The sequence below is a fragment of the Microbacterium sp. A8/3-1 genome (assembly GCF_040267695.1).
Lineage (GTDB): Bacteria > Actinomycetota > Actinomycetes > Actinomycetales > Microbacteriaceae > Microbacterium > Microbacterium luteolum.
Genome location: NZ_CP158357.1, coordinates 331,527 through 357,371, shown reverse-complemented (window position 1 = coordinate 357,371; position 25,845 = coordinate 331,527). Strand labels below are relative to the sequence as shown.

Below are 25,845 nucleotides of genomic sequence, written 5' to 3'. Positions count from 1 at the left end.
TTTCCTCGGGCGTCTCGACCGTCTCAGGCGGCGCCGAGAGCACGATCGACCAGGGCGATCACGTTCTCGGTCCCACTGCGGGTGCCGACATTCTCCGCAGCAGCGGCCATCCGATCGATGCGCTCGCGGTCGCCGAGCAGGGGGACGACGATGCGTCGCACCGCGTCGCCGTCGAAGGTCGCGTCGTCGAGCAGCTGCGCGGCTCCCGCCGCCACGGCCGACGCCGCGTTGAGTCGCTGCTCTCCGTTGCCGACCGAGTAGGGCACGTACAGCGCCGGGATGCCGAGCGCACTCACCTCGCTCACGGTCGCCGAGCCCGAGCGCGACACGATCAGATCCGCGAGGGCGAACGCGAGATCCATGCGGTCGACATACCGCCGCAGGGCGTAGCCGGGCACCTCCGGGTCGACCGTTTCGCTGCGCTCACCGGTGACGTGGAGGAGCTGCCATCCTGCGGCGAGGACGTCGCCCCAGGAGTCGGCCATCGCCTCGTTGAGCCGCTGAGCGCCCAGAGAGCCCCCGAAGACGAGGAGGACCGGACGATCGGCGTCGAGTCCGAAATGCGTGGCCGCCTCATCGCGCGCCGCCGCACGATCGAGCGCGATCACCTCGCGGCGCAGCGGCATCCCGACGACTACGCTGCCGCGGAGCGGGGTGCCGGCGAAGGCCACTCCGACACCGGCGGCCCGACGGGCTCCGAGGACGTTCGCGAGGCCGGGCTTGGCGTTGGCCTCGTGCACGACGAACGGCACGCCTTCGCGCCGTGCGGCGACGTAGGCGGGTGCCGATGCGTAGCCGCCGAAGCCGACGACGACGTCGACGCCATGCGTGCGGATGTGGGCTCGCACCTGGGCGATGGCGCGACGGAAGCGGGAGGGGAACGCCGCGGCCTGGCGGTTCGGCCGCCGCGGGAAGGGGACCTTGTCGACGATGAGCAGCTCGTAGCCGCGCTCCGGGACGAGTCGTGACTCCAGCCCTTCGGCGGTTCCGAGGACGAGGACGGATGCCTCGTCGTCACGCTCTCGCAGCGCATCGGCGACGGCGAGCAGGGGGTTCACATGGCCGGCGGTGCCACCGCCGGCGAGGAGGTACGAAGTCACCTCGTGACCCTACCCGCTGCGGCTGAGGGCTTCTCCTCCGCGGGGAGGCTGCGCGCGAACGCGAGCAGCACGCCGCACGCGATCAGCACCGCGAGCAGGGCCGTGCCGCCCTGGGACATGAACGGGAGCGGGACTCCCATGACCGGGAAGACGCCGATCACGACGCCGATGTTCAGGACAGCCTGACCGACGACCCAGACCGTGATGCCGCCAGCGGCGACGCGGATGAACGGGTCGCCGGTCTTGCGGATGATGTGGAAGGCGCCGACCGTGAAGAACGTGAACAGGGCCAGCACCACGATGCATCCGATGAGACCCAGCTCCTCCCCCACGATCGCGAAGATGAAGTCGTTGCCGGCCGCCGGAAGCCACCCGTACTTCTCCTGCGAGTTGCCGAGCCCGAGTCCGAAGATCCCGCCGGAAGCCATGCCCCAGATGCCGTGGATGGACTGGTAGCAGTCGGTGTAGTAGAGCGACATGTCGTCGCAGGTGGCCGTGATGCGACGCATCCGGTCCTCGCTCGAGAGCGCGTACGCCAGCACGGCGACCACGCCGATGACGACCGGGATGATGAAGAGCCGCAGCTTCACGCCGGAGAAGAACAGGCATCCCAGCAGGATGAGCACGAGCACCATCGCGGTACCGAGGTCCTTGCCCGCCAGCACGGTTCCGATCGCCAGCGCACCGACCGGGATGACCGGGATGAACACGTGGTGCCAGGTGCCGAGCATCGTGCGCTTGCGGAGCAGGACGGCCGCGATCCACAGCGCGAGAGCGAGCTTGAGGAACTCGGACGGCTGGAGCGTGAAGCCGGCGATCATGATCCAGTTCCGGTTTCCGCCGTCGGCGATGCCGAGAGGCGTGAACACGAGCATCTGGAGGGCGACGGCGCCGAAGAGCGCGGGCCAGGCCATCTTCTTCAGGAACGCGATCGGCAGGCGGCTGATCAGGAACATCAGCGGGATGCCGAGCAGGGCGAACACACCCTGACGCAGTGCGCCGTCCATCGGGTTCGCACCATCGGCGACCGCGGTCGCGCTGGTCGCGGACAGCACCATCACGAGACCGAAGAGGGTCAGCAGCAGCGCCGTCGACGCGATGAGCAGGAACTCGGTCGACACCGGCGTGAACCGGCGCCCGAGGGAGACCCGGGCTGCGAGTCCGCCGGACTCAGACCGCGGAGGGCGGGATACCTGCGTCATCCGCGCTCCCCCGGTCGATCCAGTCCCGCACCGCCTCGGCGAAGCGATGGCCACGGTCCGCGTAGCTGGAGAACTGGTCGAAGGATGCCGCCGCCGGGGCCAGCAGAACCGTGCCCTCGTCGCCGACGATCCCCGCCGCGATCTCCACGACACGGTTCATGACCTGACCAGTCTCGCCAGCATCGACCTCGAACACCGGGACCACGGGCGCGTGTCGTCGGAATGCCGCGACGACGTCACCTCGTTCGACCCCGATCACGACGGCTGCGCGGGCCGTGGATCCGACGTCGGCGACCAGTTCTGCGATGTCGACGCCCTTGAGATCTCCGCCGACGATCCAGACCGCACCGGGGTAGGCGCGCAGCGACGATGCCGCCGCATGCGGGTTCGTGGCCTTCGAGTCGTCGACCCAGATCACGCCCGAATGCCTGGCGATGACCTGGATGCGATGCGCGTCGAGCTCGAAGCGCTGCAGGGCCGCGTGGATCGCCTCCGGTTCCGTGCCCAGCGATCGCGCGAGAGCGCTCGCGGCGAGGATGTTCTGCACGATGTGCGGGGCGGCGAGGCCTGCACGATCGAGATCCGCGATCGTCGTCAGTTCGAGCGCGCTGCGGGAGCGGTCGTCGAGGAAGGCGCGATCGACGACCAGTCCCTCCACGATGCCCAGGTCGCTCGGGCCGGGGATGCCGAGGTCGAAGCCGATGGCGCGCGCACCCTCGACCACCTCCGCCTCCTCGACCATGCGGCGGGTGGCGGCATCCGCCTTGTTGTAGACGCAGGCGACACGGGTGTTGCGGTAGACGACCGCCTTGGCGTCGCGGTAGGCCGCGGCGCTCCCGTGCCAGACCAGATGATCATCGGCGAGGTTGAGGCAGACCGAGGCGTAGGGGTACAGCTCGCCCTCCGGACGCGACTGCCCCAGGTACCAGAGCTGGTGACTGGACAGTTCGACGACGAGCACGTCGAATCCCGCCGGATCCCGCACGGCGTCGAGGACGGGAACTCCGATGTTGCCGCAGGGCGCGGCTCGGAGGCCGCCCTCCACGAGCAGAGACGCGGTGAGCTGCGTCGTCGTCGTCTTGCCGTTCGTCCCGGTGATGAGCACCCAGTCGGCCGGAGTGCCGTCGTCACGGAGGACCTTGTCGCGCACGCGCCAGGCGAGTTCGATGTCACCCCAGATCGCGATGCCGGCATCCTGCGCCCACCGGATCACCGGGTGCGACGGCGCGAACCCCGGCGAGGCGATCACGACATCGGGAAGGAACTCCACGAGGGCAGCGGGGACCTCGGCGAGGGAACCCAGTTCGAGCTCCGCGCCGATCACGGGGAGCAGCCGCTCGTACTCCTCCTCGGCGGACTCGCTGAGGACGAGGACCTCGGCGCCGAGCTCGGCGAGCGTGTCCGCCACCGAGAATCCCGTCATGGACAGGCCGAGCACCGCCGCGCGGAGCCCGGTCCATTCGGCGTTCCAGCTCGTGAGGGCGCTCAGCCGGTCAGCCGACACGCGTGAGCCATTCCACGTAGAACAGGCCGACGGCCGACACCGCGAGCAGACCCGCGATGATCCACATGCGCACGACGATCGTGATCTCCGACCAGCCGCGCATCTCGAGGTGGTGATGGAACGGACTCATCAGGAACAGCCGCTTGCCGCGAGTGATCTTGAAGTAGGTGCGCTGCAGGATCACCGAACCGGAGGCGAGGACGAACACGCCGGCGATCACGAGGAGCAGCAGTTCCGTGCGGGTCAGGATCGCCATCGCGGTGATCACGCCACCGATCGCCATCGATCCGACGTCGCCCATGAAGACCTTGGCCTTGGGGGCGTTCCACCACAGGAAGCCGATGAGGCCAGCCGCGAACGACGCGGAGATGATCGCGAGGTTGAACGGATCGCGCACCTCGTAGCACCCGCCGAGGGCGTCGGGATCCCCGCCGATGCAGGGCTGCTTGAACTGCCAGAACGCGATCAGGCTGTAGGCGCCGACCACGATCACGCCTGCTCCTGCTGCCAGACCGTCGAGGCCGTCCGTCAGGTTCACACTGTTCGAGGTCGCGACGCCGATGATCGAGATCCAGGCGAGGTACAGGATCCAGCCGAGGATGACCCCGAACGCGAACAGATCGAGCCAGGTGAAGTCGCGGAACAGCGAGATCGCCCCGCTGGCAGGGGTCTGCCCGAACTTGTTCGGGAAGTTCAGCGCCACGATGCCGAAGGGGATGATGACCAGCAGCTGGCCGATGATCTTGCGCCATCCGGACAGGCCGAGGCTGCGCTGACTGCGCACCTTCATGTAGTCGTCGATGAAGCCGACGACGCCGAAGCCGACCATCAGCCAGATCACCAGGAGCGCGGAGAGCGCCGGCACCTCGCCGCTGACGAAGACACCGGTGAAGTAGCCGACGATCGAACCGGCGATGAAGATGACCCCGCCCATCGTCGGAGTGCCGCGCTTCGCCTCGTGGCTCGGGTTCTCGACCTCTTCCGGGGTGCGGATGACCTGCCCCCACCCCCACTTCCGGAAGAGCCGGAGGAACACGGGAGTCAGGAACAGGGTGAAGGCGAGCGAGATCGCCGCCGCCATGATGAGAGACCTCACGAGAACAATTCTCCCAGACGATCGCCGAGATGCCGGAGGCCCACGGAATTGGATGACTTCACGAGCACGCGGTCTCCGTCACGGAGCTCGGTGCGCAGATACTCGAACGCCGCGTCCTGGTCGGGCAGATGCACGGCCTCGCTGTCCCAGGACCCCTCACCGACCGCGGCGAGGTAGAGCCGTCTGGCCTCGGGCCCCACGACGACGATCCGCTGGATGTTCAGGCGCACCGCGAGGAGCCCGATCCGATCGTGCTCCTCCCCCGCGCTCTCGCCGAGTTCGCTCATCGCCCCGAGCACCGCGACGGTGCGCTCGTCAGGACCGGTGATCTGCGCGAGCGTGCGCAATGCGGCAGCCATCGAGTCGGGGCTGGCGTTGTAGGCGTCGTTGATGATGCGCACACGATCGCCGCCCAGGGGCTGCATCCGCCAGCGCTCGGCGATCTCCACGGTCTCGAGGCGCGCGACGGCGTCGGCGAGCGGGACTCCGAGCACGCCGGCCGCGGCGATCGCGGCCAGCGCGTTCGTGATGTGATGCGCTCCGAGGACCTGCAGGCGCAACGGCATCCGCTCGCCGGCCGATTCGATCTCGCAGGTGGTACCGGATGCCGTCACCTGGATGTCGTGCGCGCGCACGTCCGCCGCCGTGCCCTGTCCGAATCCGACCACGCGCATGCCGCGCGACCGCGCGAGCTCCTGCATGGCGGAGACGCGGGAATCGTCGACGTTCAGCACGGCGGTTCCGGAGCTCTTCGCCGCAGCCACCAGCTCGGCCTTCGCAGTCGCGGTCGCCTCGATGCCGCCGAAGCCGCCGGCGTGGGCCATGCCCACCATCAGGACGACGGCCACGTCGGGCGTGACGAGACCCGCGAGGTGCGCGATGCTCCCCGGCGCCGCCGCCCCGAACTCGCTCACCAGGAACCGCGTGCCGTGCGTCACGCGCAGCATCGTGACCGGAGCGCCGACCTCGTTGTTGAACGATCGGACGGGCGCGACGGTCTCGCCCTCGTCCTCCAGGATGCGCGCCAGGAAGTTCTTCGTGGTCGTCTTGCCGTTCGAGCCGGTGATGCCGACGATGCGGAGGCCGCCGCCTGCGCGGACACGGGCCACCACCTCCCTGGCGAGGTCGCCGAGTGAGGCGACCGCGTCGGGGACCACGATCTGCGAAACGGGAACGTCCACGACGTGCTCGACGATCGCGAGGACGGCTCCGGCCTCCACCGCAGCGCCGACGAATCGGTGCCCGTCGGTCTCGGCGCCGGGCTTCGCCACGAAGATCGAACCGGGTTCCATCATGCGCGAGTCGGTGTCGACGATGCCGTCGACGACCGTCTCGGCCGTGTCCTCTCGAGCGACGCGCAGTTCACCACCGACAACGGCGGCGATCTCAGCGAGCGTCAGGGCGATCATGTCATCTCCAGGCGCGGCTCTCGCCGGCTATCCGAATTTGGGAAGCAGCTCGTCCATCGGAACAGTGGACGGTATCACGCGATAGGTCTTCATCACCTGGGTCATCGCCTTCTGGAAGGCGGATGCGGTGGCCGCGGACGATACAACCTTAGTCGGCTCGTCGAGGGTCACCACGACCACGTACTGCGGGTCATCGACCGGCGCGAACCCCACCATGCTGGTGTAGTACACACCCTCCTTGTAGCCGCCGTTGCCGTCGGACACCTGCGCCGTACCGGTCTTGCTGGTCACCCGGTACCCGGGGACCTGGATCCGGTCGGCGTTGCCGCCCTGCACGGCGACGTTCTCGAGCATCCGCGTCAGCTGCGCCGCCGTCTGCTCGGTCACGACCTGCTCGTGCGCCGGCGCATCGGGTGTCACGACGGTGCCGTCCGCCCCGGTGCAGGACTCGATCAGCGAGAGGTCGATCTTCTCGCCGCCGTTCGCGATCGCCTGGTAGGCCCCGGCGAGCTGCGGCGAGGTCACGGAGAAATACTGGCCGAAGGTGGTCGTGTACAGCGACTGGTTGTCCCACTCGCTGACGGGGTGCAGCAGGCCGGCGACCTCGGAGGGGAAGCCGAGCGTCTTCTCGCCGACGCCGAAGCGCTGCAGGTAGTCGTAGCGGACCTCGGGGCTGACCGTGGTGCCGAACTTCGACAGCGCCACGTTCGAGGAGTCGATGAGGGCGCCCGCCAGCGTGTAGTTGAACTCCGGGTGCGTGAAGGAGTCGTTGATCACCGCACCGTTCGGGAACGTCTCACGGGAGGAGGCCGACGCGGTGCTCCACGGCGAGAGGCCGGCGCCCTCGATCGCCGCGGCGGCCGTGATGGCCTTGAAGGTGGAGCCGGGCTCGAAGTCCTTGTGGAAGATCTGGCTGTACCGCGTCTCCGGCGTCGAGGAGTCCAGGTCGTTGGGGTCCATCGCGGGCCATTCGGCCGCGGCGCGGATCTTGCCCGTCTTGACCTCGACGACCGTCACCGTGCCGCCCTTCGCGCCCTGGTCCTGCGCCTCTTCGGCGATCATCTGCTGCAGGTACCAGTTGAGGTCGCTGTTGATGGTCAGCTGCACGGTCCCGCCGTTCACCGCTTCCACCAGGCGCTCGCTGCCGGGGATGACGATGCCGTCCTTGCCGGTGCGGTAGGACTCCTCGCCGTCGACAGGGGCGAGGCAGCTCTCCTCCATCTCCTCGATACCGGCCTGTGCCGTGCCGGTGTTGTCGAGGAAGCCGAGGATGTTCCCCGCCACGGCCCCGTTCGGATAGACCCGGGTCTCCCTGGCCTCGAAGTGCAGGTACTTGAGCTTCAGGTCGCGGAGCTGGATGTACTGCTCGGTGGTCAGCGACTTCTTGAGCGGTGCGTACTGGCTCTCGGAGTCGAGGGCGAGGGCGTCGGCGACGATCGTGCGGACCTCGTCCCCGGTCTGCCCGGTCACCGCGGCGATCTTCTCGGATGCCTCGGCCCACGGCAGGTCCGGATCCTTGTCCTCGAGGAGCATGATCACCTGAGGGCTGAGCTGCGCGTCGTAGACCATCACGCTGGAGGCCAGCACGGTGCCGCCCGCGTCGACGATCGAGCCCCTCTGACCGGGGATGGTCGAGCCTGCACCGAGGTGCGTGAGCGAGTCGGCGACGTGCTCGTCGGCGCTCACGACCTGGATGTCGACGAGGCGCACGACGAAGGTCGCCAGCACCGTCAGGATGACGGCGAGGGCGACGACCGTGCGTCGCCGCGGTCCGCGCGTGGCTCTGGTCGTCATGCGATCTCTCCGTCGGATCAGGGGCGGTCGGGGGAAGTCAGTGCGTGGTGGGGCTCGGAAGCCCGTCGGTGATCGAAGGAGGGAGCTCCTGCGTCGTCTGATCGGTGGTCGAGTCCTCCGTGACCGGCGCGTCCACGGGTGGTGACGTGACCAGGACGTTGCCGACGGCGCCGGAACCCTGCGGATCGACGGTCGAATTCCAGTCCGCGCCCGTGCCGGTGCCGAAGACAGCCCCGTCGCTCAGGCGGAGATAGGACGGCGATCCGGCGACCACCATCCCCAGGCCGGCCGCGCCGGACGCGAGCACCTGCGGGGAGCTCAGACCGGTCAGCTCCTCCTGCAGGGCATGGGTCCGCAGGTTCAGCTCGTTCTGCTGGGAGGACAGCGCGGCCAGGGCGAACGAGTCCTGCGTGATCGCCAGCGACAGCGCGATCTGCGCGGCACCGATGGCCAGCGCGCCGCCGAGGGCGATCAGTGCGTAGGCCAGCTTGGGCTTGCGCCGCGCGGCCGGACGGGTGACGGGCTGCAGGCGCCGCTGCGGTGCGCGTGCCGGTTCGATCGGCAGCGCCGGCTGGCGGACCGTGGCGTTCAGGCTCATGCGCTCTCCCGCAGCTTCTCGGCGGCGCGGAGTCGCACCGGGATCGCGCGCGGATTGCGCGCGCGCTCGTCGTCGTCGGCGAGTTCGGCACCCTTGGTGAGGATGCGGAACCGCGGGGCGTGTTCGGGGAGCTCCACCGGAAGTCCGGCGGGTGCGGTCGACGCGGAGGCGGCCGCGAACGCCTGCTTCACGAGGCGGTCCTCCAGCGACTGATACGACATCACGACGATGCGCCCTCCGACGCTCAGGGCGTCCATGGCCGAGGGAATCGCGTCGGCGAGCACGTTCAGCTCGGTGTTGACCTCGATGCGCAGCGCCTGGAAGACGCGCTTCGCCGGGTGTCCGGCGCGCTGAGCGGCCGCCGGGGTCGCGGCCTGGAGGATCTCGACCAGCTCACCCGAACGGGTGATCGGCTGCTTCTGGCGGGCCTCGATGATGAAGCGCGCGTAGCGGCCGGCGAGCTTCTCCTCGCCGTAGCGCTCGAAGATGCGGCGGAGGTTGCCCTCGCTGTACGTCGCGATGACGTCGGCGGCGGTGATCCCGTTGGTCTGATCCATCCGCATGTCGAGCGGGGCGTCCTTGGAGTAGGCGAAGCCTCGCTCCGCCTCGTCGAGCTGGAGCGAGGAGACGCCGAGATCGAAGAGGATGCCGGCCGCGCCCTGAGCGTGGAGCCCGATCTCGTCGTACACCGTGTGCACGAGGGTGACGCGATCGCGGAAGCGGGTGAGCCGCTCCCCCGCGATGCGCAGCGCATCCGTGTCGCGGTCGAGGCCGATGAGGCGGATGCGGGGGAAGCGCTCGAGCAGTGCTTCGGAGTGGCCGCCCATGCCGAGCGTGGCGTCGACGAGCACCGCTCCGTCCGCCTGGAGGGCGGGGGCGAGCAGCTCGACGCAGCGGTCGAGCAGGACGGGGGTGTGTATGTCGCGGAGGTTCATGATCTTTCTCGGGGTGACCTTCGGCTCTGATCCCCCTCCGCTTCGCGACCCGGCACCGGGGAAGTGTGTCGGGGCGGGAGCGGCGGGGCATCACAGCCGTGGTCAGAAGAGTCCCGGAATCACCTCCTGCTCGAGATCGGAGTAGGTCTCCTCGCCGGCGGCGAGGTAGGCGTTCCAGCTCTCGGCATCCCAGATCTCGGCGTGGGCGCCGACTCCGGTGACGATGAGTTCCTTCTGCAGTCCTGCGTACTGGCGCAGGTGGACGGGGATGGTGATGCGGTTCTGGCTGTCGGGCATCTCCGCACTCGCACCGGAGAGGAACAGACGCATGAAGTCACGCGCCTGCTTGTTGGCGAGCGGCGCCTGGCGGATCCGCTCGTGCATCGCCTCGAACTCGGCCGTGCTGAAGACGTAGAGGCAGCGTTCCTGGCCACGCGTGACGACGATGCCGCCGCCGAGGTCCTCGCGGAACTTCGCAGGAAGGATGACCCGTCCTTTGTCGTCCAGTTTCGGAGAATGCGTTCCCAGCAACATCGGCCATCACCCCCTCTGCGTCCGGCCAACTCGAGGTGCGCCCCACTTTACTCCACTTTCCTCCACAAACCTACGATGGATCCCCGAGTATTCCGCGTTGCCATCGACACGCGTGCCCGAGATCCGCGGAATTCCGCGGTGGAGCACGGTGGAGGGCAGGTGGAGGAACGGTGGAGGACCGGTGGAGCGGAATCACGCCTCGCGGCATCGCGCACACGTCCGCAGACGCAGAAAAGCCCGGATGCTCAGCATCCGGGCTTCAGAGTTGGTGGGGCGGGATCAGCGTCCGTCTTGGCGGCGATCCCAGCGATCGTTCATGCGATCCATGAAGGAGGCCGAACTCGGCTGCTTCGTGGCGGATCGCTCACGGGGTGCGGCCGGGGTCGTGCGGCGCACCGGGGTCACGGCGACCATGACTCCGGCGAGCATCGCTGCGAAGCCGATGACACCGACGACGATTCCCCAGACGTCACCGATGATGACGCCGGCGACGAGGCCGCCGACACCGGCGAGGAGCAGGAGGGCACCGTAGACGAGGTTGCGATAGCTCAATGTGCGATCGCCTGACGGCGCGCTCACGACATCGGCGTCGTTGTGGAGGAGATGGCGTTCCATCTCGTCGAGCAGACGCTGCTCCTGTTCGGAGAGTGGCATTTCGTCCCCCTCGGGTATTGTGCCTTCCATTCTACGCGCGAGGAGGCGTCCGAGGCTAGCCGATCGCCCCCTCCTTGCTTTACGTATGCTGGGAGTCGTGCCGTCCCCCTCCTCCGTACCCGACGCCGTCGCCGCTCGCCTGGACCGCTTCCTCGCGCTGATGCGCACCGAAGCCCTCGAGTACGGCCCGGAGGCGGCGGGGTTCCTCGATGCCGCCGCCCGGACCCTCGTCGGCGGGAAGCGGCTTCGTGCCCGTTTCTGCCACGCCGGTTGGCGAGCCGTCGCCCGATTCCGGGACCGCGACGCCGCGGAGGCCGACGCCCTCTGGGACACGTGCGCCGCCCTGGAGATCTTCCAGTCGGCCGCGCTCGTCCACGACGATCTGATCGACAACTCCGACACGCGTCGCGGTCGGCCCGCTGCCCACAGGGCGCTGGAGGCTTCGCACCGTGAAGCCGGGTGGGCGGGTGACGCCGAGCCCTTCGGCCGCGCCTCCGCCGTGCTGCTCGGGGACCTCCTCGTCGCCTGGAGCGACGACCTGCTGGAATCCGCCTTGGAGGGACACCCCCACGCCCGGACCGTGCGGAGGGAGTATGCCCGGATGCGTCGCGATGTCACGACGGGGCAGTACCTCGACATCGCGGAGGAATCGGCCTGGAGCGTGAACGACGGAGGACTGCACGCCGAGCGCGCGCTGCGCGTGGTCTCGCTCAAGTCGGCCCGCTACAGCATCGAGCAGCCCCTCGCGCTCGGCGGAGCACTCGCCGGCGCCGAGCAGGATCAGATGGCGGCGCTGCGGAGCTTCGGACACCCCGTCGGCATGGCCTTCCAGCTGCGCGACGACATCCTCGGCGTCTACGGCGATTCCTCCGTCACCGGCAAGCCCGCGGGCGACGACCTGCGGGAGGGGAAGCGGACCGTCCTCGTCGCGCTCACCAGGGAGGCGCTGGATTCCTCGGCGCGGAACCTCCTCGACGAGATGCTCGGCGACCCGGAGCTCTCCGCGCAGCAGGTGTCGTTCGTGCAGGCGACGATCGCGGATTCCGGAGCGCTGGAGCGCGTCGAGACGATGATCTCCGACTATGCCCGTGAAGCCGATCGCGCACTCTCGGGTGCACGCCTGGACAACGCGGCGGTCGGCGAACTGCGCGATCTCGCTCGCGCGGCCACCGTGCGGTCGGCCTGAGGCTTCCCGCCCCTCAGGCCAGCGTGCGAGCGAGTCGACGGACCGCGCTCTTGTGCCCGGCGAGGAGTGCGGCGATCGGCGACCGGCCGAGGCTCTCCTCTTCCTCCAGGAGCCAGTCGATCAGCTCGTCGTCGGTGAAGCCCGCGTCCTGCAGCACGATGATGGTCCCGCGCAGGGAGCTCAGCGGATTCCCGTCGACGATGAAGATCGAGGGAACCGCGAACACGCCGCTGCGTCGCGAGCCGACGAGGTAGTGGTCGTCGATCAGGCGACGGACACGGCCGAGCGGCTCGTCCAGCACCTCGACGAGGTCGGGCATGGTCAGCCACTCGACGGCAGGGGTTTCCACAACGTTCTCAGACACGTTGCCCACTATCTCACCTCCCATCCGATGCCGCATGTCGGCACTCCAGTCACATCCTTCACTTGTGTCACTTCTGTTGACTTCTGTTTACATCCGTGTCAGCGTGAAGTGCTCGAAAAGGGGGACCCTTGAGACAGAACACCGCCACGCGTCGCACGCGATATCTTCAGCTCGGCTTGCCCGCCGCCGTGATCGGCGCACTGGCAGGAACCCTGGTCGCCGCGCCGGCGGAAGCCGCCTCAGCGCCCAGCACCGTGGAGCGCCAGCGCTTCACTCCGCTCGGGCTCGTTCCCGCCGAAGCGCCACCCGCCGCGTACGTGGTGCAGCCCGGCGACACGGTCGCGGCGATCGCCGAACGGTTCGGGCTCCCGACGGTCGACGTGCTGACCTGGAACGGCCTCTCCTGGCGTTCGGTCATCTACCCCGGGCAGACGCTGATCCTGCAGGCTCCGGCCGTTGCCGCCGCCGCCCCCGCCGCTGTGGAAGCCGTGGCGCCCGCGGCGACGATCCACACCGTCGTCGCCGGCGACACCGTGTACGCGATCGCGGCGCAGTACGGCACCACGGTCGACGCGGTCCTCGCCGCGAACGGACTGACGCGCGACTCCGTCATCTATCCGGGCCAGGCTCTCGCCGTCTCCGGCAGCGCCGCTCCTGCCGCTGCGGCACCGGCCGCTGTCCCGGTGACGACGACGGCGACCGCGACGCACGTCGTGGTCGCCGGTGACACCGTCTTCGGGATCGCTCAGGCCTACGGCACGACGACGCAGGCGCTGTTCGCGCTGAACGGCCTCGATGGGTCCTCGATCATCTACCCGGGACAGACGATCGCGGTGCAGGGAGCTCCGGCACCCGCACCCGCCGCCGCAGTCGCTGCTCCGGAGGCGACCGCCCTCACGGATGAGCAGGCAGCGAACGCCGCGCTGATCATCCGCATCGGACGAGAGCTCGGCGCCTCGGACCGGGCCGTCGCCATCGCCCTCGCGACCGGCATGGTCGAATCGGGGCTGCGCAATCTCGACTGGGGCGACCGCGACTCGCTCGGAATCTTCCAGCAGCGCCCGAGCACCGGTTGGGGCTCCCCCGAGCAGATCATGGACGCGGACCGCAGCACCCGGGTGTTCTACGGAGGGTCGAACGACCCCAACGGCCTCACGACGCGCGGCCTCCTCGACATCCCCGGATGGGAGAGCATGACGTTCACGGATGCCGCCCAGGCCGTGCAGATCTCGGCGTATCCGGACAAGTACGGCCAGTGGGAAGCGCAGGCCTACGCCTGGCTCGCCCTGCATGGTTGAGCCGCGTTCGGAAAACCCACAGCCCCCAGGGGTGAGCCGTTCCCCTGTCTTTCAGGCAGTTCTCCATAGAATTCTGACGTGACGACCAATCATCAGGCCGACCCCCTCATCGGGCGGCTTGTCGACGGCCGCTACCGCGTACGGGCGCGCATCGCCCGCGGCGGGATGGCCACGGTCTACGTCGCGACGGACCTCCGCCTCGAACGACGCATCGCTCTCAAGGTGATGCACGCGCACCTCAGCGACGACTCCGCCTTCCAGAGCCGCTTCATCCAGGAGGCGCGGGCCGCCGCCCGACTCGCCGATCCGCACGTGGTGAACGTGTTCGACCAGGGTCAGGACGGCGAACTCGCCTACCTCGTGATGGAGTACCTGCCGGGCATCACTCTCCGTGAGCTGCTGCGCGAGCAGAAGCGCCTGACGATCCCGCAGACGATCACGATCATGGACGCGATCCTCGCCGGGCTCTCCGCCGCGCACCGCGCCGGGATCGTGCACCGCGATGTGAAGCCGGAGAACGTGCTCCTCGCGGAGGACGGACGGATCAAGATCGGGGACTTCGGCCTCGCCAGGGCGACGACGGCGAACACCGCGACCGGGCAGCAGCTGCTCGGCACGATCGCCTACCTGGCCCCGGAGCTCGTGACCCGCGGCACCGCCGATGCCCGGAGCGACATCTATGCGCTCGGCATCATGCTCTACGAGATGCTGGTCGGCGAGCAGCCGTACAAGGGCGAGCAGCCGATGCAGATCGCCTTCCAGCACGCCACAGAGTCGGTCCCCCGTCCGAGCGTGCGCAATCCTGCCGTTCCCGAGCCGCTCGACGAGCTCGTCCTCTGGGCGACTGAGAAGTCGCCGGACGAGCGTCCCGACGACGCGCAGCAGATGCTCGACCGCCTGCGCGAGATCGAGCGCGAGCTCGGTATCGCTCCGGCCGTCGCAGCCGCGACGATGTCGCAGCGCAGCCAGGGCGACTCGGGCGACCTGACCAAGGTGATGCCCGGAACGATGGTCATCGCCGACCCGACGGCGCCGGTGCCCGCGCCCATCGACAATGCGACGGTCCTGCGTCGTCGTGCATCGCGTCGACGAGCGCGCGGCGCGTTCCTGCTCACCCTCGTGCTGCTCCTCGCGGTCCTCGCGGGCGGAGTCGGCTGGTGGTTCGGCTCGGGTCCGGGGTCGCTGATCGCCGTTCCCGACGTCGCAGGCTCGACGTACGACCAGGCCGCCGAGGCGCTCACCGCCGAGGGACTCACCCCTGTGCGCGGGGAGGAGTACTCGGTCGACGTCGCGAAGGATCTGGCGATCCGCACCGATCCGCAGGCGGGCGACCGGCTGGAGAAGAACGGGGAGGTCACTGTGCTGATCTCGCTCGGTCCCCAGCCCCACACGATCGAGACGCTCAACGGCAAGACAGAGGACGACGCACGCGCCTATCTGGACGGACTGAACGTCACGGTCCCCGATGAGACGCTGGAGCTGTTCTCGGATGCCGACGAGGGCATCGTCATCAACGCGTACGTGACGCCGCGCGGCGGAGGAGACACCTACGACTGCGGCGAGGGGTGCGATCTCTTCGAGGCGGACTCCGTCGAGCTCTACGTGTCGCTCGGGTCTCTGCCCGACGTCGCGGACACGTCGGTCCAGCAGGCGACCCAGGCATTGACCGACAAGGGCCTGAACGTCCTCGACGAACGCGTCGACCAGTACAGCGACACGATCGCCGAGGGCCGGGTCATCGGCTACGCGGAGCGCACCGAGTCCGGAAACTGGCGCCCCGGCGACGATGTGCGACTGATCGTCTCCCTGGGGCCCGAGCCCATCGAGATCCCTGACGTGTCCGGCATCTCGATCCGCGATGCCGTGAAGCAGCTGCAGGACGCCGGGTTCAAGCCGGTCACCGCAGCACCGGAACTCGTCTGGGACATCTTCACCGCGACGCGCACGGATCCGAAGGCCGGAGAATCCCGCGTGCGCGGGAGCGAGGTGCGCGTGTTCGCCGCCGGTTGACCGGCGACGCGAAGGACGCACGCCTGACGCAGAGAACCCGCCCTCCCGATCATCGGGGGGGGCGGGTTCTCTCGTTCGCGTTCGAGGGATCAGCGCGTGCTCAGCGCTTCTCGAGCTCCTCGGCGACGAGGAACGCGAGCTCGAGCGACTGCATGTGGTTCAGACGCGGGTCGCACAGGCTCTCGTAACGTGTGGCGAGTGCCGCCTCGTCGATCTGCTCGGAACCTCCGAGGCATTCGGTGACATCGTCTCCGGTGAGCTCCACGTGGATGCCGCCAGGGAACGTGCCGACAGCGCGGTGCGCCTCGAAGAAGCCGCGTACCTCGTCGACCACGTCGTCGAAGCGACGCGTCTTGTAGCCGGTCGGCGTCGTGATGCCGTTGCCGTGCATCGGGTCGGTCACCCACAGCGGTTGCGCGCCGGAGTCGCGAACGGCCTCCAGCAGCGGCGGAAGCGCGTCGCGGATCTTGCCCGCGCCCATCCGCGTGATGAACGTCAGGCGGCCGGGCTCGCGCTCGGGGTCGAGCTTGTCGATCAGCGCAAGGGCGGTGTCCGGCGAGGTCGTCGGGCCGAGCTTCACACCGATGGGATTGCGGATCTTCGAGAAGTAGTCGACGTGCGCGCCGTCGAGATCGCGCGTGCGCTCACCGATCCACAGGAAGTGCGCCGAGGTGTTGTACGGCGTGTCCGTGCGGGAGTCGATGCGCGTCATCGGCCGCTCGTAGTCCATCAGCAGGCCCTCGTGGCCGGTGAAGAACTCGACGCGCTTCAGTTCGTCGAAGTCGGCGCCGGCCGCCTCCATGAACTTGATGGCGCGGTCGATCTCGGCAGCCATGCGCTCGTAGCGCTGGTTGGCAGGGTTCTGCGCGAAGCCCTTGTTCCACGAGTGCACCTCGCGGAGGTCGGCGAAACCACCCTGCGTGAAGGCGCGGATGAGGTTCAGCGTGGAGACCGCCGTGTGGTATCCCTGCAGCAGCCGACCGGGATCGGCCAGGCGGGAGCCCTCGGTGAAGTCGTAGCCGTTGACGATGTCGCCGCGGTACGCGGGAAGAGTGACGTCGCCACGGGTCTCGGAGTCGCTGGAGCGCGGCTTGGCGAACTGCCCCGCCATGCGCCCCATCTTGACGATGGGCATCGAGGCGCCGTACGTGAGCACGACGGCCATCTGCAGCACCGTCTTGATGCGGTTGCGGATCTGCTCGGCGGTCGCGCCGGCGAAGGTCTCGGCGCAGTCGCCGCCCTGGAGCAGGAACGCCTTCCCGGATGCTGCGCGCGCGAGGCGATCGCGGAGGTTGTCGACCTCACCTGCGAAGACCAGCGGCGGGAGAGCCGCGATCTGTCGGGAGACGTCGGCGACGCGGTCCGCGTCGGGCCACTGCGGCTGCTGCTTGATGGGAAGCGAGCGCCATGCATCAAGGGCGTCGATGTGGTGCGGGAGCATGCCTCAAGCCTAGTGGTCGGCGTGCACCCGAGACGCTCTACGAGCCCTGTGTGACGCGGGAGGGAAGCCGGTCCTTCACGGTCGACGCGTAGACATCCTCGTACTCCTGCTGGCCGAGGCGGTGCAGGGCCACCATGATCTCGTCGGTGACGGAGCGCAGGATGTACCGGTCGTTCTCCATTCCGGCGTAGCGGGAGAAGTCGAGCGGTTCGCCGATGACGATGCCGACGCGCATGATGCGAGGCAGCCGCTGTCCGATCGGCATGGCCGTGTCGGTGTCGACCATGATGACCGGGACGACGGGGACCTTGGCCTCGAGCGCCATCCTGGCGATGCCGGTGCGCCCGCGGTAGAGCTTTCCGTCGGGGCTGCGCGTTCCCTCGGGGTAGATGCCGAGCAGGTCTCCGCCGCCGAGCACCTGCAGCCCGGTGTTCAGAGAGGCCTCAGAAGCCTTGCCCCCTGACCGGTCGATCGGGATCTGACCCGTGGCCTTCATGAAGAACTTCGTCGCGAAGCCCTTCAGGCCGCGACCGGTGAAGTAGTCGCTCTTCGCGAGGAACGACATCGGACGATCGATGACCAGCGGCAGGAAGATGGAATCCGCGAAGGAGAGGTGGTTGCTGGCGAGGATCGCCGCGCCGTTCGCGGGCACGTTCTTGCGGCCCACGATCCAGGGGCGGAATATCGCCTTGACCACGGGGCCGATCACGACGTACTTCATCAGCCAGTAGAACATCGAGGTGAAGTCTAGCGCCGCGTCCGGCATCCGCTTCGGTGTTCTTCGGTCGGGTGCCGCGATCGCGACTCAGTTCCACGAGACGTGCGACGGGGTGTCATGCCCTAGACTCAAGACCACACACGTGCCCGACCGGTACCGAAGGAGCTGCCGTGGTCCAGTTTGAAGTCCCCGCGATCGTCCCCGCCGACCCCGACGCAAACGTCTCGGACCTCTTGTTCAAGCGCGTCCAGGCCACGCCCGACCGTGCGCTGTTCTCGGTGCCCGAGGGCGAAGGCTGGCGCGACATCTCCGCCGCCGACTTCCAGACGGCCGTGATCGCCCTGGCGAAGGGATTCGCCGCGGCCGGAATCCAGCCGGGCGAGAAGGTCGGCTTCCTCGCACGCACGACGTACGAGTGGACGCTCGTCGACTTCGCGCTCTTCTACGCCGGCGCCGTGATGGTCCCGATCTACGAGACCAGCTCCCCCTCCCAGATCCAGTGGATCCTCGAGGACTCCGGAGCGATCGCCCTCGTCGTCGAGTCGCCCGAGCACTTCGCCCGCGTCGACGAGGTCCGCGGGGACCTCCCGCTGATCCGCGAGGTCTGGCAGCTGCACCTCGGCGCGATCGACACGCTGACCGCCCAGGGCTCGTCGATCACGGATGACGAGATCGAGCGTCGCCGCAACCTGGCCGTCGGGTCCGACATCGCCACCCTCATCTACACCTCGGGCTCGACCGGACGCCCGAAGGGCTGCGTGCTCACGCACAGCAACTTCGTCGAGCTCACCCGCAACTCCGCGAAGGCACTCGACGCGGTCGTGCAGACGCCGGGCGCCTCGACCCTCCTGTTCATCACGACGGCCCACGTCTTCGCGCGGTTCATCTCGATCCTCGACATTCACGCCGGCGTGCGCACGGGCCACCAGCCCGACACCCGCCAGCTGCTCCCGGCGCTCGGCTCGTTCAAGCCGACCTTCCTCCTCGCCGTCCCGCGCGTGTTCGAGAAGGTCTACAACTCCGCCGAGCAGAAGGCCGAGGCCGGCGGCAAGGGCAAGATCTTCCGCGCAGCCGCCGACGTCGCCATCGAGCACTCGAAGCTGCTCGAGGAGGGCAAGAAGATCCCCTTCGGGATGAAGCTCAAGTTCGCGCTGTTCAACAAGCTCGTGTACAGCAAGCTGCGCACGGCGATGGGCGGGAACGTGGTCTACGCCGTGTCGGGTTCCGCTCCCCTGGGCCCGCGCCTCGGCCACTTCTTCCACAGCCTCGGCGTCGTGATCCTCGAGGGCTATGGCCTGACTGAGACGACCGCACCCGCCACCGTCAACCTGGCCGACAAGTCGAAGATCGGCACGGTCGGCCCGGCCCTCCCGGGCGTCGGCGTACGTCTCGGCGAGGATGGCGAGATCGAGGTCCGCGGCATCAACGTCTTCAAGGAGTACTGGAACAACCCCGAGGCCACGGCCGAGGCGTTCAGCGAGGGCGGCTGGTTCCGTACCGGCGACATCGGCAGCTTCGACTCCGAGGGCTTCCTCACGATCACCGGTCGCAAGAAGGAGATCATCGTCACGGCCGGAGGCAAGAACGTCGCTCCTGCCGCGCTCGAGGACCCGATCCGCGCGAATCCGATCATCGGCCAGGTCGTCGTCGTCGGCGACCAGCGTCCGTTCATCTCGGCATTGGTCACCCTCGACCCCGAGATGCTGCCGACGTGGCTGGCGAACAACGGACTCGACGCCAAGATGTCGCTCGTGGACGCCTCCCGGAACGATGCGGTCCGCGCCGAGGTCCAGCGCGCCGTCGACGGTGCGAACGCGCGCGTGTCGCGCGCCGAGTCGATCCGCAAGTTCACGATCCTCGATTCGGAATGGACCGAGGCCTCGGGCCACCTGACGCCGAAGCTCTCGATCAAGCGCAACGTCATCATGAGCGATTTCGCCGACGAGATCTCCGCGATCTACGACGAGCCGGTCTCGACGACCAACGTGGCGATCGGCGGCTGACGCCGCGGGTCGAGCCACCCCCTTCGATACGAACGGCCCCCTTGCGCACGTGCGCAAGGGGGCCGTTCGATCAGAAAGGGGCCGCTCGGCGATCCCCGAATGCGAGCGTCAGAACCAGGCGCTCTCGCGCACCTCGCGCATCGCCTGCTTGCGGGTCTCCGGGTCGAGCCGCGACAGGAACAGCTTGCCGTCGAGGTGATCCGTCTCGTGCTGGAGCGCCTGTGCGAGGAGGCCGTCGCCCTCGAGCACCACGGGGTTCCCGTCGAGGTCGATCCCCTCGACGCGCGCCCACGGGTGCCGCTGCGCATCGTGCCAGAGCCCGGGGACCGAGAGGCAGCCCTCACCGGTCGGTTCGGGCTCGCCACGCACCTCGGTGAGCACGGGGTTGAGCACGTACCCGATGTCGCCGTCGATGTTGTAGCTGAAGGCGCGCAGCGCCACGCCGATCTGCGGAGCGGCCACACCCGCTCGTCCGGGCAGCTCGACCGTCTCGACGAGGTCGGCCACCAGTGCGCGCACGCCCTCGTCGATGTCCTCGATCGGGGCGCACACGGTGCGAAGGACGGGGTCGCCGAAGATGCGGATGTCACGGACGGCCATCAGGCGCCCTTCGCCCGCAGGTCCTCGACCAGGAGTGCGGCGAGTCGGCGCGCGGCGACCCGTGTCTCGGGCAGGAGGTTGGCGAACACGATGGTCCCTCCCCCGGCGATCTGCGGGTCGTACGGCATCCGGACCACGCTCTTGGCACGGGTGGCGAAGTGGCTGTGCAGCTCGTTCAACCGCACGAGGGGCGCGCCAGGCGTCGACTGGTTCAGCACCACGATCGCCTCGCGCGCCTGCTCCGCGTAGCCGTTCGTCTCGAGCCAGGTGAGGGTCTCCGAGGCGAGCCGTGCCTCATCGACGCTCAGCCCCGACACGATGACGATCTGATCGGCGAGATCGAGTGTCGCCGACATCACGGAGTGCACGATGCCCGTCCCGGTGTCGGTCAGCACCAGCGAGTAGTAGTGCGCCGCCACGCCGGCGACATCCCGGTAGTCGCTGTCGCTGAAAGCCTCGGCGATGCGCGGGTCGGAGTCGGAGGCGAGCACGTCGAGGCGCGTGGCATCGCGCGCCACGATGGCCGAGATGTCGTGGTACCCCCGGACGTCTTCGTGGATCCGGACGAGGTCGCGCACCGACTTGTTGTGGGCCGGCCGGACGATGCGCTCGGCCAGAGTCCCGCGATCGGGATTGGCATCGACGGCGATCACACGGTCGTCGCGCGCGTCGGCCAACGCCATGCCGAGAAGGGCGGTGATCGTCGTCTTGCCGACGCCGCCCTTGCGGGACAGCACCGGAACGAACCGCGCGCCCCCGGTGAGAGGTGCGGCGATACGAGCGCTGAGCGCCTTCCGCTCGCGAGCCCTCCGGCCGTCGCCGATGTTGATGCGACGTCCGGACACGGTGTAAAGGAAGTGGCTCCACGCCCCCTCGGGCTCGGGCTTGGTGATGCGATGCGGGTCGAGCAGGCGATCGGCGGTGAGCAGATCAGCGGACTCTCTCGAGGAATCACCCAGGTCGTCCAGGCGCTTCGAGGTCAGCGTCACGTCCGCTCGGGCGGCCGCGCGCGTGGGCTGCGGAACGACGGACTTCTCGTCGGGACTGGACACGGCTGCGCTCTCCTTCACGGCGGGGATTCCCGCGGCGGCGGCTGCGACCGGAGCCGCATCGGAATCGGCGGTCGCCCTCGCCAGGAATCGGGCGGCGACGGCAGCCTCTTCGGCGTGCGTCGGGGCGGGATCCGGCCCGTCCGCGACGGGGGCCGGCTCGGGTTCCGGTTCCGGTTCCGGTTCAGGTTCCGGCTCCGGCTCCGGCTCCGGCTCCGGCTCCGGCTCCGGCTCCGGCTCCGGCTCCGGCTCAGGCTCAGGCTCAGGCTCAGGCTCAGGCTCAGGCTCAGGCTCAGGCTCAGGCTCAGGCTCAGGCTCATCGATGATCGTCGCCGACTCGGGCTCGTCGTCGATCGGCTCGTCGTCGATCGGCTCGTCCTCGATCGGCTCCAGCTCGGCCTCGTGGACGATCTCCTCGGGCGAGACCGTCTCCCCCGCAGGCGCGACGGCCACGGGCTCGTCGATGACGATGGGTCCGATGAAGATGCCGGGAACGTCCTTCGGTGACGGGTCCGCCTTGGCGGCCTCGTCGACCGCCGGGGACGGAGACTTCAGCACGGCCGGTGTCACGGGTGCGGAGACGGCCTTCGGTGCAGGTGCGAGCTGGGGGGCCGCCACGACGGCCAGGTCATCGATGACCAGGTCGCCGACGACCTCTCCGTCGACGACGCCCTCGTCATCGAGATCGTCGTCATCGTCCTTCGGCAACGTCACGCTCACCTGGGCTGTCCCGCCGAGGATGCCGATGACGGCCGTGTCCACGGACGCGGCGTCATCGAGCACCCCCAGCGGGTTCTCTTCAGGGTCTTTGCTGTTCTTCGGGGTCACGATGTCACTCCAAGCCTGCGCGGGCCTCGGGTGCGCACACAGTGCGCGGCCCTCGCCCGCACAAGATTAGTGCGCGGGACGGATGACGACCAAAAGATCTCCGGCATCGACCTGCTGCGTCTCGCCGATCGCGTGGCGCTCGATCACTCCGTCGACGGGCGCGGTGATGGCGGCTTCCATCTTCATCGCCTCGATCGATGCGATCGGATCACCCGCCCGGACGGCGGAGCCGACCTCGGCCTTCAGCGTCACGACACCCGAGAAGGGTGCGGCGACCTGGCCGGGAACGGAGGTGTCCGCCTTCTCGACCTGGTGCGCATCCACCGCAACGGATCTGTCGCGCACGAAGACCGGCCGGAGCTGCCCGTTGAGGGTCGTCATCACCGTGCGCATGCCCTTGTCGTCGGCGTCGCCGATGGCCTCGAGCCCGATGAAGAGCTGCACACCGCGATCGATCTCGATGCGGTGCTCCTGGCCCTGCACGAGACCGAAGAGGTAGTCGCTCGTGTCGAGCACGGAGAGGTCGCCGAAGAGCTCGCGCCGTTCCAGGTACTCCTTGGTCGGCGCCGGGAACAGGAGCGCGTTGAGCCGCGCGCGGCGCTCCGCACTGGTTCCCGCGAGCGCCGCCTCGTCGTCCGCAGAGATCTCCGTGAGTCCGAGGCGCACGGAGCGCCCGGCGAGGACCTTCGTTCGGAACGGCTCCGGCCATCCACCCGGAAGATCGCCGAGTTCGCCCGCCATGAAGCCGACGACCGAGTCCGGCACGTCGTACTTCTCCGGGTTGGCCTCGAAGTCCGCAGGATCGGCCTTCACGGCGGCCAGATGCAGCGCGAGGTCGCCGACGACCTTCGACGAAGGCGTCACCTTCGGCACACGACCGAGGATGCGGTCGGCGGCGGCGTACATGTCCTCGATGAGCTCGAAGTCGTTCGCGAGGCCCAGAGCCTTCGCCTGCTGCCGGAGGTTCGACAGCTGACCGCCGGGAATCTCATGGTGGTAGACGCGCCCCGTGGGTCCGGGAAGCCCCGACTCGAACGGCGCGTACTGCCGGCGGACCGCCTCCCAGTACGGCTCGAGATCGGACACCGCGTCGAGCGCGATGCCGCTGTCGCGATCGGTGTGCGCGAGCGCGGCGACGAGCGACGACAGCGACGGCTGGCTCGTGGTGCCCGACAACGGTGCCGACGCGGCATCCACGGCATCCACTCCGACGGCACTCGCCGCGAGCAGCGTCGCGAGCTGGCCACCCGGCGTGTCATGCGTGTGCAGGTGCACCGGGAGGTCGAAGCGCTCACGCAGCGCAGCGACGAGCTTCGCCGCGGCCGCAGGCCGGAGGAGCCCCGCCATGTCCTTGATCGCGATGATGTGCGCGCCGGCGGCCACGATCTGGTCGGCGAGCCCGAGGTAGTAGTCGAGCGTGTAGAGGTTCTCGGCCGGGTCGAGCAGGTCTCCGGTGTAGCAGAGCGCCACCTCGGCGACCGCCGTGCCGGTGTTCCGCACTGCTTCGATCGCGGGGCGCATCTGCTCCACGTCGTTGAGGGCGTCGAAGATCCGGAAGATGTCGACGCCACTCGCCGCCGCCTCGGCGACGAAAGCCTCGGTGACCGCCGTCGGGTACGGCGTGTAGCCGACCGTGTTGCGTCCGCGCAGCAGCATCTGGATCGCGACATTCGGCAGCGCGGCACGGAGCTTGTCGAGACGCTCCCACGGGTCCTCCCCGAGGAAGCGGAGCGCGACGTCGTAGGTCGCCCCGCCCCAGGCCTCGACGGACAGCAGTTCCGGAGTCAGTCTCGCCAGGTACGGAGCCGCCGCGACGAGGTCCTTCGTGCGGACACGCGTGGCCAGCAGAGACTGGTGGGCATCACGGAAGGTGGTGTCGGTGATCGCCAGCGCGGTCTGCTCACGCAGGCTCCGCGCGAAGCCCTCGGGACCGAGCTCGAGCAGGCGCTGACGCGAGCCTGCCACCGGCTCGGCGGAGAGGTCGACGGCAGGGAGCTTCGAGACGGGGTCGACGACGCCGGGGTGCGCGCCGTGGGGCTTGTTGACGGTGACGTCGACCAGCCAGTTCAGCAGCCGCGTGCCGCGGTCCTTCGAGGCGCGACCGCGCAGCAGCTCGGGGCGCTCGTCGATGAAGGAGGTGCTGACGTCTCCGGCGATGAAGGCGTCGTCGTCGAGCAGAGCCTGCAGGAAGGGGATGTTCGTCGAGACGCCGCGGATGCGGAACTCCGCCAGGGCGCGCCGGGCGCGGGCGACCGCAGCCGGGAAGTCGCGACCGCGGCAGGTCAGCTTCGCCAGCATCGAGTCGAAGTGGGGGCTGATCTGCGCTCCCTGATGCACCGTGCCACCGTCGAGGCGGATGCCGGCGCCGCCGGGCGAGCGGTACGTCGTGATCTTGCCGGTGTCGGGGCGGAAGCCCTGGGTGGGGTCCTCCGTGGTGATGCGGCACTGCAGGGCGGCGCCGCGCAGCTGCAGGTTCTGCTGCTGCAGTCCCAGCTCCGCGAGAGTCTGACCTGCGGCGATCCGCATCTGGCTCTGCACGAGGTCGACGTCGGTGACCTCCTCGGTCACGGTGTGCTCGACCTGGATGCGCGGGTTCATCTCGATGAAGACGACCTCGCCGGTGCGCTCCCCCGCCGTCTCCAGCAGGAATTCCACGGTGCCGGCGTTCTCGTAGCCGATCGAGCGGGCGAACGCGACCGCGTAGCCGTGGAGGGCTGTGCGGATGCCGTCGTCCAGGTTCGGCGCAGGAGCGATCTCGACGACCTTCTGGTGGCGCCGCTGCACCGAGCAGTCGCGTTCGAACAGGTGCACGGTCTCGCCGGTCTTGTCGGCGAGGATCTGCACCTCGATGTGCCGGGGGCGCACCACCGCCTGCTCCAGGAACATCCGCGCGTCGCCGAAGGCGCTGGCCGCCTCACGCATCGCCTCGGCCAGAGCCGGTGCGAGGTCGCCTGCCGTCTCGACGCGGCGCATGCCGCGTCCGCCGCCGCCGGCCACCGCCTTGGCGAAGAGCGGGAAGCCGATGTCCTCGGCCTGGGCGACGAGCGCCTCGACGTCGTCGGACGCCTCGGTCGAACGCAGCACCGGCACGCCGGCCTCGATCGCGTGACGCTTCGCCTCGACCTTGTTGCCCGCCATCTCGAGCACCTTGGCCGGGGGCCCGATGAAGACGATGCCGTTGGCCGCGGCCTTCTCCGCGAGTTCCGGGTTCTCCGAGAGGAAGCCGTAGCCCGGGTAGATCGCATCCGCGCCCGCCTCCAGGGCGACGCGGATGATCTCGTCGACGTTCAGGTACGCACGGACGGGGTGACCGCGTTCGCCGATCTCGTAAGCTTCGTCAGCCTTGAGCCGGTGGACGGATCCGCGGTCCTCATGCGGGAAGACCGCGACGGTGCGCGCCCCCACCTCGTACGCCGCTCGGAAGGCCCGGATCGCGATCTCGCCGCGGTTGGCCACAAGGATCTTCTGGAACATGCACACCTCTGAGAGCTCGATGCACGGCGTTTTCGGCGTGCAGGGGCG

20 protein-coding genes are annotated in these 25,845 nt (G+C 68.9%); 4 read left to right on the top strand and 16 right to left on the bottom strand.

Translation table 11 applies throughout. The features are described 5' to 3' along the window. Positions 1-23 precede the first annotated feature (23 nt). The 10 genes from ABS642_RS01785 to ABS642_RS01740 form a co-directional block, all read right to left on the bottom strand. Positions 24-1,100 (bottom strand): UDP-N-acetylglucosamine--N-acetylmuramyl-(pentapeptide) pyrophosphoryl-undecaprenol N-acetylglucosamine transferase, encoded by a 1,077-nt coding sequence (locus tag ABS642_RS01785; RefSeq protein ID WP_350352042.1) that lies wholly within the window; start codon positions 1,098-1,100, stop codon positions 24-26. Beyond that, the gene (ftsW, locus tag ABS642_RS01780; protein ID WP_350352041.1) at positions 1,097-2,302 is read right to left on the bottom strand and encodes a putative lipid II flippase FtsW; all 1,206 of its coding nucleotides are present in this window, start codon (positions 2,300-2,302) and stop codon (positions 1,097-1,099) included. Before ftsW ends, ABS642_RS01785 begins: the two co-directional genes overlap by 4 nt. Then, complete coding sequence (gene murD / locus ABS642_RS01775; protein ID WP_350352040.1) at positions 2,271-3,806, bottom strand: UDP-N-acetylmuramoyl-L-alanine--D-glutamate ligase; 1,536 nt, start codon at positions 3,804-3,806, stop codon at positions 2,271-2,273. The genes ftsW and murD overlap by 32 nt, the downstream gene beginning before the upstream one ends. After that, positions 3,796-4,902 carry a phospho-N-acetylmuramoyl-pentapeptide-transferase gene (gene mraY, locus ABS642_RS01770; RefSeq protein ID WP_282216773.1) on the bottom strand — a complete coding sequence of 369 codons (1,107 nt, stop codon included), beginning with the start codon at positions 4,900-4,902 and terminating at the stop codon, positions 3,796-3,798. The genes murD and mraY overlap by 11 nt, the downstream gene beginning before the upstream one ends. Further along, a complete protein-coding gene (gene murF, locus ABS642_RS01765; protein WP_350352039.1) occupies positions 4,899-6,311 on the bottom strand; it encodes a UDP-N-acetylmuramoyl-tripeptide--D-alanyl-D-alanine ligase in 1,413 nt (470 codons plus the stop codon). Before murF ends, mraY begins: the two co-directional genes overlap by 4 nt. 27 nt (positions 6,312-6,338) lie before the next feature. Then, the gene (locus tag ABS642_RS01760) at positions 6,339-8,105 is read right to left on the bottom strand and encodes a penicillin-binding protein 2 (RefSeq protein WP_350352038.1); all 1,767 of its coding nucleotides are present in this window, start codon (positions 8,103-8,105) and stop codon (positions 6,339-6,341) included. A gap of 37 nt (positions 8,106-8,142) precedes the next feature. Beyond that, complete coding sequence (locus tag ABS642_RS01755) at positions 8,143-8,703, bottom strand: hypothetical protein (protein WP_350352037.1); 561 nt, start codon at positions 8,701-8,703, stop codon at positions 8,143-8,145. Continuing rightward, a complete protein-coding gene (gene rsmH / locus ABS642_RS01750; RefSeq protein WP_350352036.1) occupies positions 8,700-9,638 on the bottom strand; it encodes a 16S rRNA (cytosine(1402)-N(4))-methyltransferase RsmH in 939 nt (312 codons plus the stop codon). Before rsmH ends, ABS642_RS01755 begins: the two co-directional genes overlap by 4 nt. Positions 9,639-9,740: 102 nt before the next feature. Further along, complete coding sequence (mraZ, locus tag ABS642_RS01745; protein ID WP_028501511.1) at positions 9,741-10,172, bottom strand: division/cell wall cluster transcriptional repressor MraZ; 432 nt, start codon at positions 10,170-10,172, stop codon at positions 9,741-9,743. A gap of 279 nt (positions 10,173-10,451) precedes the next feature. After that, positions 10,452-10,826 carry a DUF3040 domain-containing protein gene (locus ABS642_RS01740; protein ID WP_282216768.1) on the bottom strand — a complete coding sequence of 125 codons (375 nt, stop codon included), beginning with the start codon at positions 10,824-10,826 and terminating at the stop codon, positions 10,452-10,454. A gap of 85 nt (positions 10,827-10,911) precedes the next feature. Here ABS642_RS01740 and ABS642_RS01735 point away from each other — a divergent pair, with 85 nt between their 5' ends. Then, entirely contained in the window at positions 10,912-12,012 is a 1,101-nt protein-coding gene (locus ABS642_RS01735) for a polyprenyl synthetase family protein (protein ID WP_350352035.1), read from the top strand. Positions 12,013-12,025: 13 nt separating this feature from the next. Here the strand turns inward: ABS642_RS01735 and ABS642_RS01730 are convergent, their stop codons facing one another. Then, positions 12,026-12,400, bottom strand: a complete 375-nt coding sequence (locus ABS642_RS01730) for an Rv2175c family DNA-binding protein (protein WP_282216766.1) — start codon at positions 12,398-12,400, stop codon at positions 12,026-12,028. A 104-nt stretch (positions 12,401-12,504) separates the two neighbouring features. On the opposite strand from ABS642_RS01730, the gene ABS642_RS01725 reads away from it, so the two are divergent. Both ABS642_RS01725 and pknB read left to right on the top strand, forming a co-directional pair. Continuing rightward, positions 12,505-13,674 carry a LysM peptidoglycan-binding domain-containing protein gene (locus ABS642_RS01725; RefSeq protein ID WP_350352034.1) on the top strand — a complete coding sequence of 390 codons (1,170 nt, stop codon included), beginning with the start codon at positions 12,505-12,507 and terminating at the stop codon, positions 13,672-13,674. Positions 13,675-13,752: 78 nt separating this feature from the next. Beyond that, a complete protein-coding gene (pknB, locus tag ABS642_RS01720) occupies positions 13,753-15,684 on the top strand; it encodes a Stk1 family PASTA domain-containing Ser/Thr kinase (RefSeq protein ID WP_282216764.1) in 1,932 nt (643 codons plus the stop codon). 100 nt (positions 15,685-15,784) lie between these two features. On the opposite strand, the gene ABS642_RS01715 is transcribed toward pknB, so the two are convergent. Further along, a complete protein-coding gene (locus tag ABS642_RS01715) occupies positions 15,785-17,125 on the bottom strand; it encodes a class II 3-deoxy-7-phosphoheptulonate synthase (RefSeq protein ID WP_282216763.1) in 1,341 nt (446 codons plus the stop codon). Positions 17,126-17,162: 37 nt separating this feature from the next. Next, positions 17,163-17,861 carry a lysophospholipid acyltransferase family protein gene (locus ABS642_RS01710; protein ID WP_350352033.1) on the bottom strand — a complete coding sequence of 233 codons (699 nt, stop codon included), beginning with the start codon at positions 17,859-17,861 and terminating at the stop codon, positions 17,163-17,165. A 152-nt stretch (positions 17,862-18,013) separates the two neighbouring features. Between ABS642_RS01710 and ABS642_RS01705 the strand changes: the two genes are divergently transcribed. After that, entirely contained in the window at positions 18,014-19,846 is a 1,833-nt protein-coding gene (locus tag ABS642_RS01705; protein WP_350352032.1) for a long-chain fatty acid--CoA ligase, read from the top strand. Positions 19,847-19,954: 108 nt separating this feature from the next. Here the strand turns inward: ABS642_RS01705 and def are convergent, their stop codons facing one another. The 3 genes from def to ABS642_RS01690 all read right to left on the bottom strand — a co-directional run bounded on the left by def (position 19,955) and on the right by ABS642_RS01690 (position 25,797). After that, a complete protein-coding gene (gene def, locus ABS642_RS01700; RefSeq protein ID WP_350352031.1) occupies positions 19,955-20,446 on the bottom strand; it encodes a peptide deformylase in 492 nt (163 codons plus the stop codon). Continuing rightward, a complete protein-coding gene (locus tag ABS642_RS01695) occupies positions 20,446-22,323 on the bottom strand; it encodes a MinD/ParA family protein (RefSeq protein WP_350352030.1) in 1,878 nt (625 codons plus the stop codon). The genes def and ABS642_RS01695 overlap by 1 nt, the downstream gene beginning before the upstream one ends. Positions 22,324-22,389: 66 nt before the next feature. Then, positions 22,390-25,797 (bottom strand): pyruvate carboxylase, encoded by a 3,408-nt coding sequence (locus ABS642_RS01690; protein ID WP_350352029.1) that lies wholly within the window; start codon positions 25,795-25,797, stop codon positions 22,390-22,392. Positions 25,798-25,845: the final 48 nt, after the last annotated feature.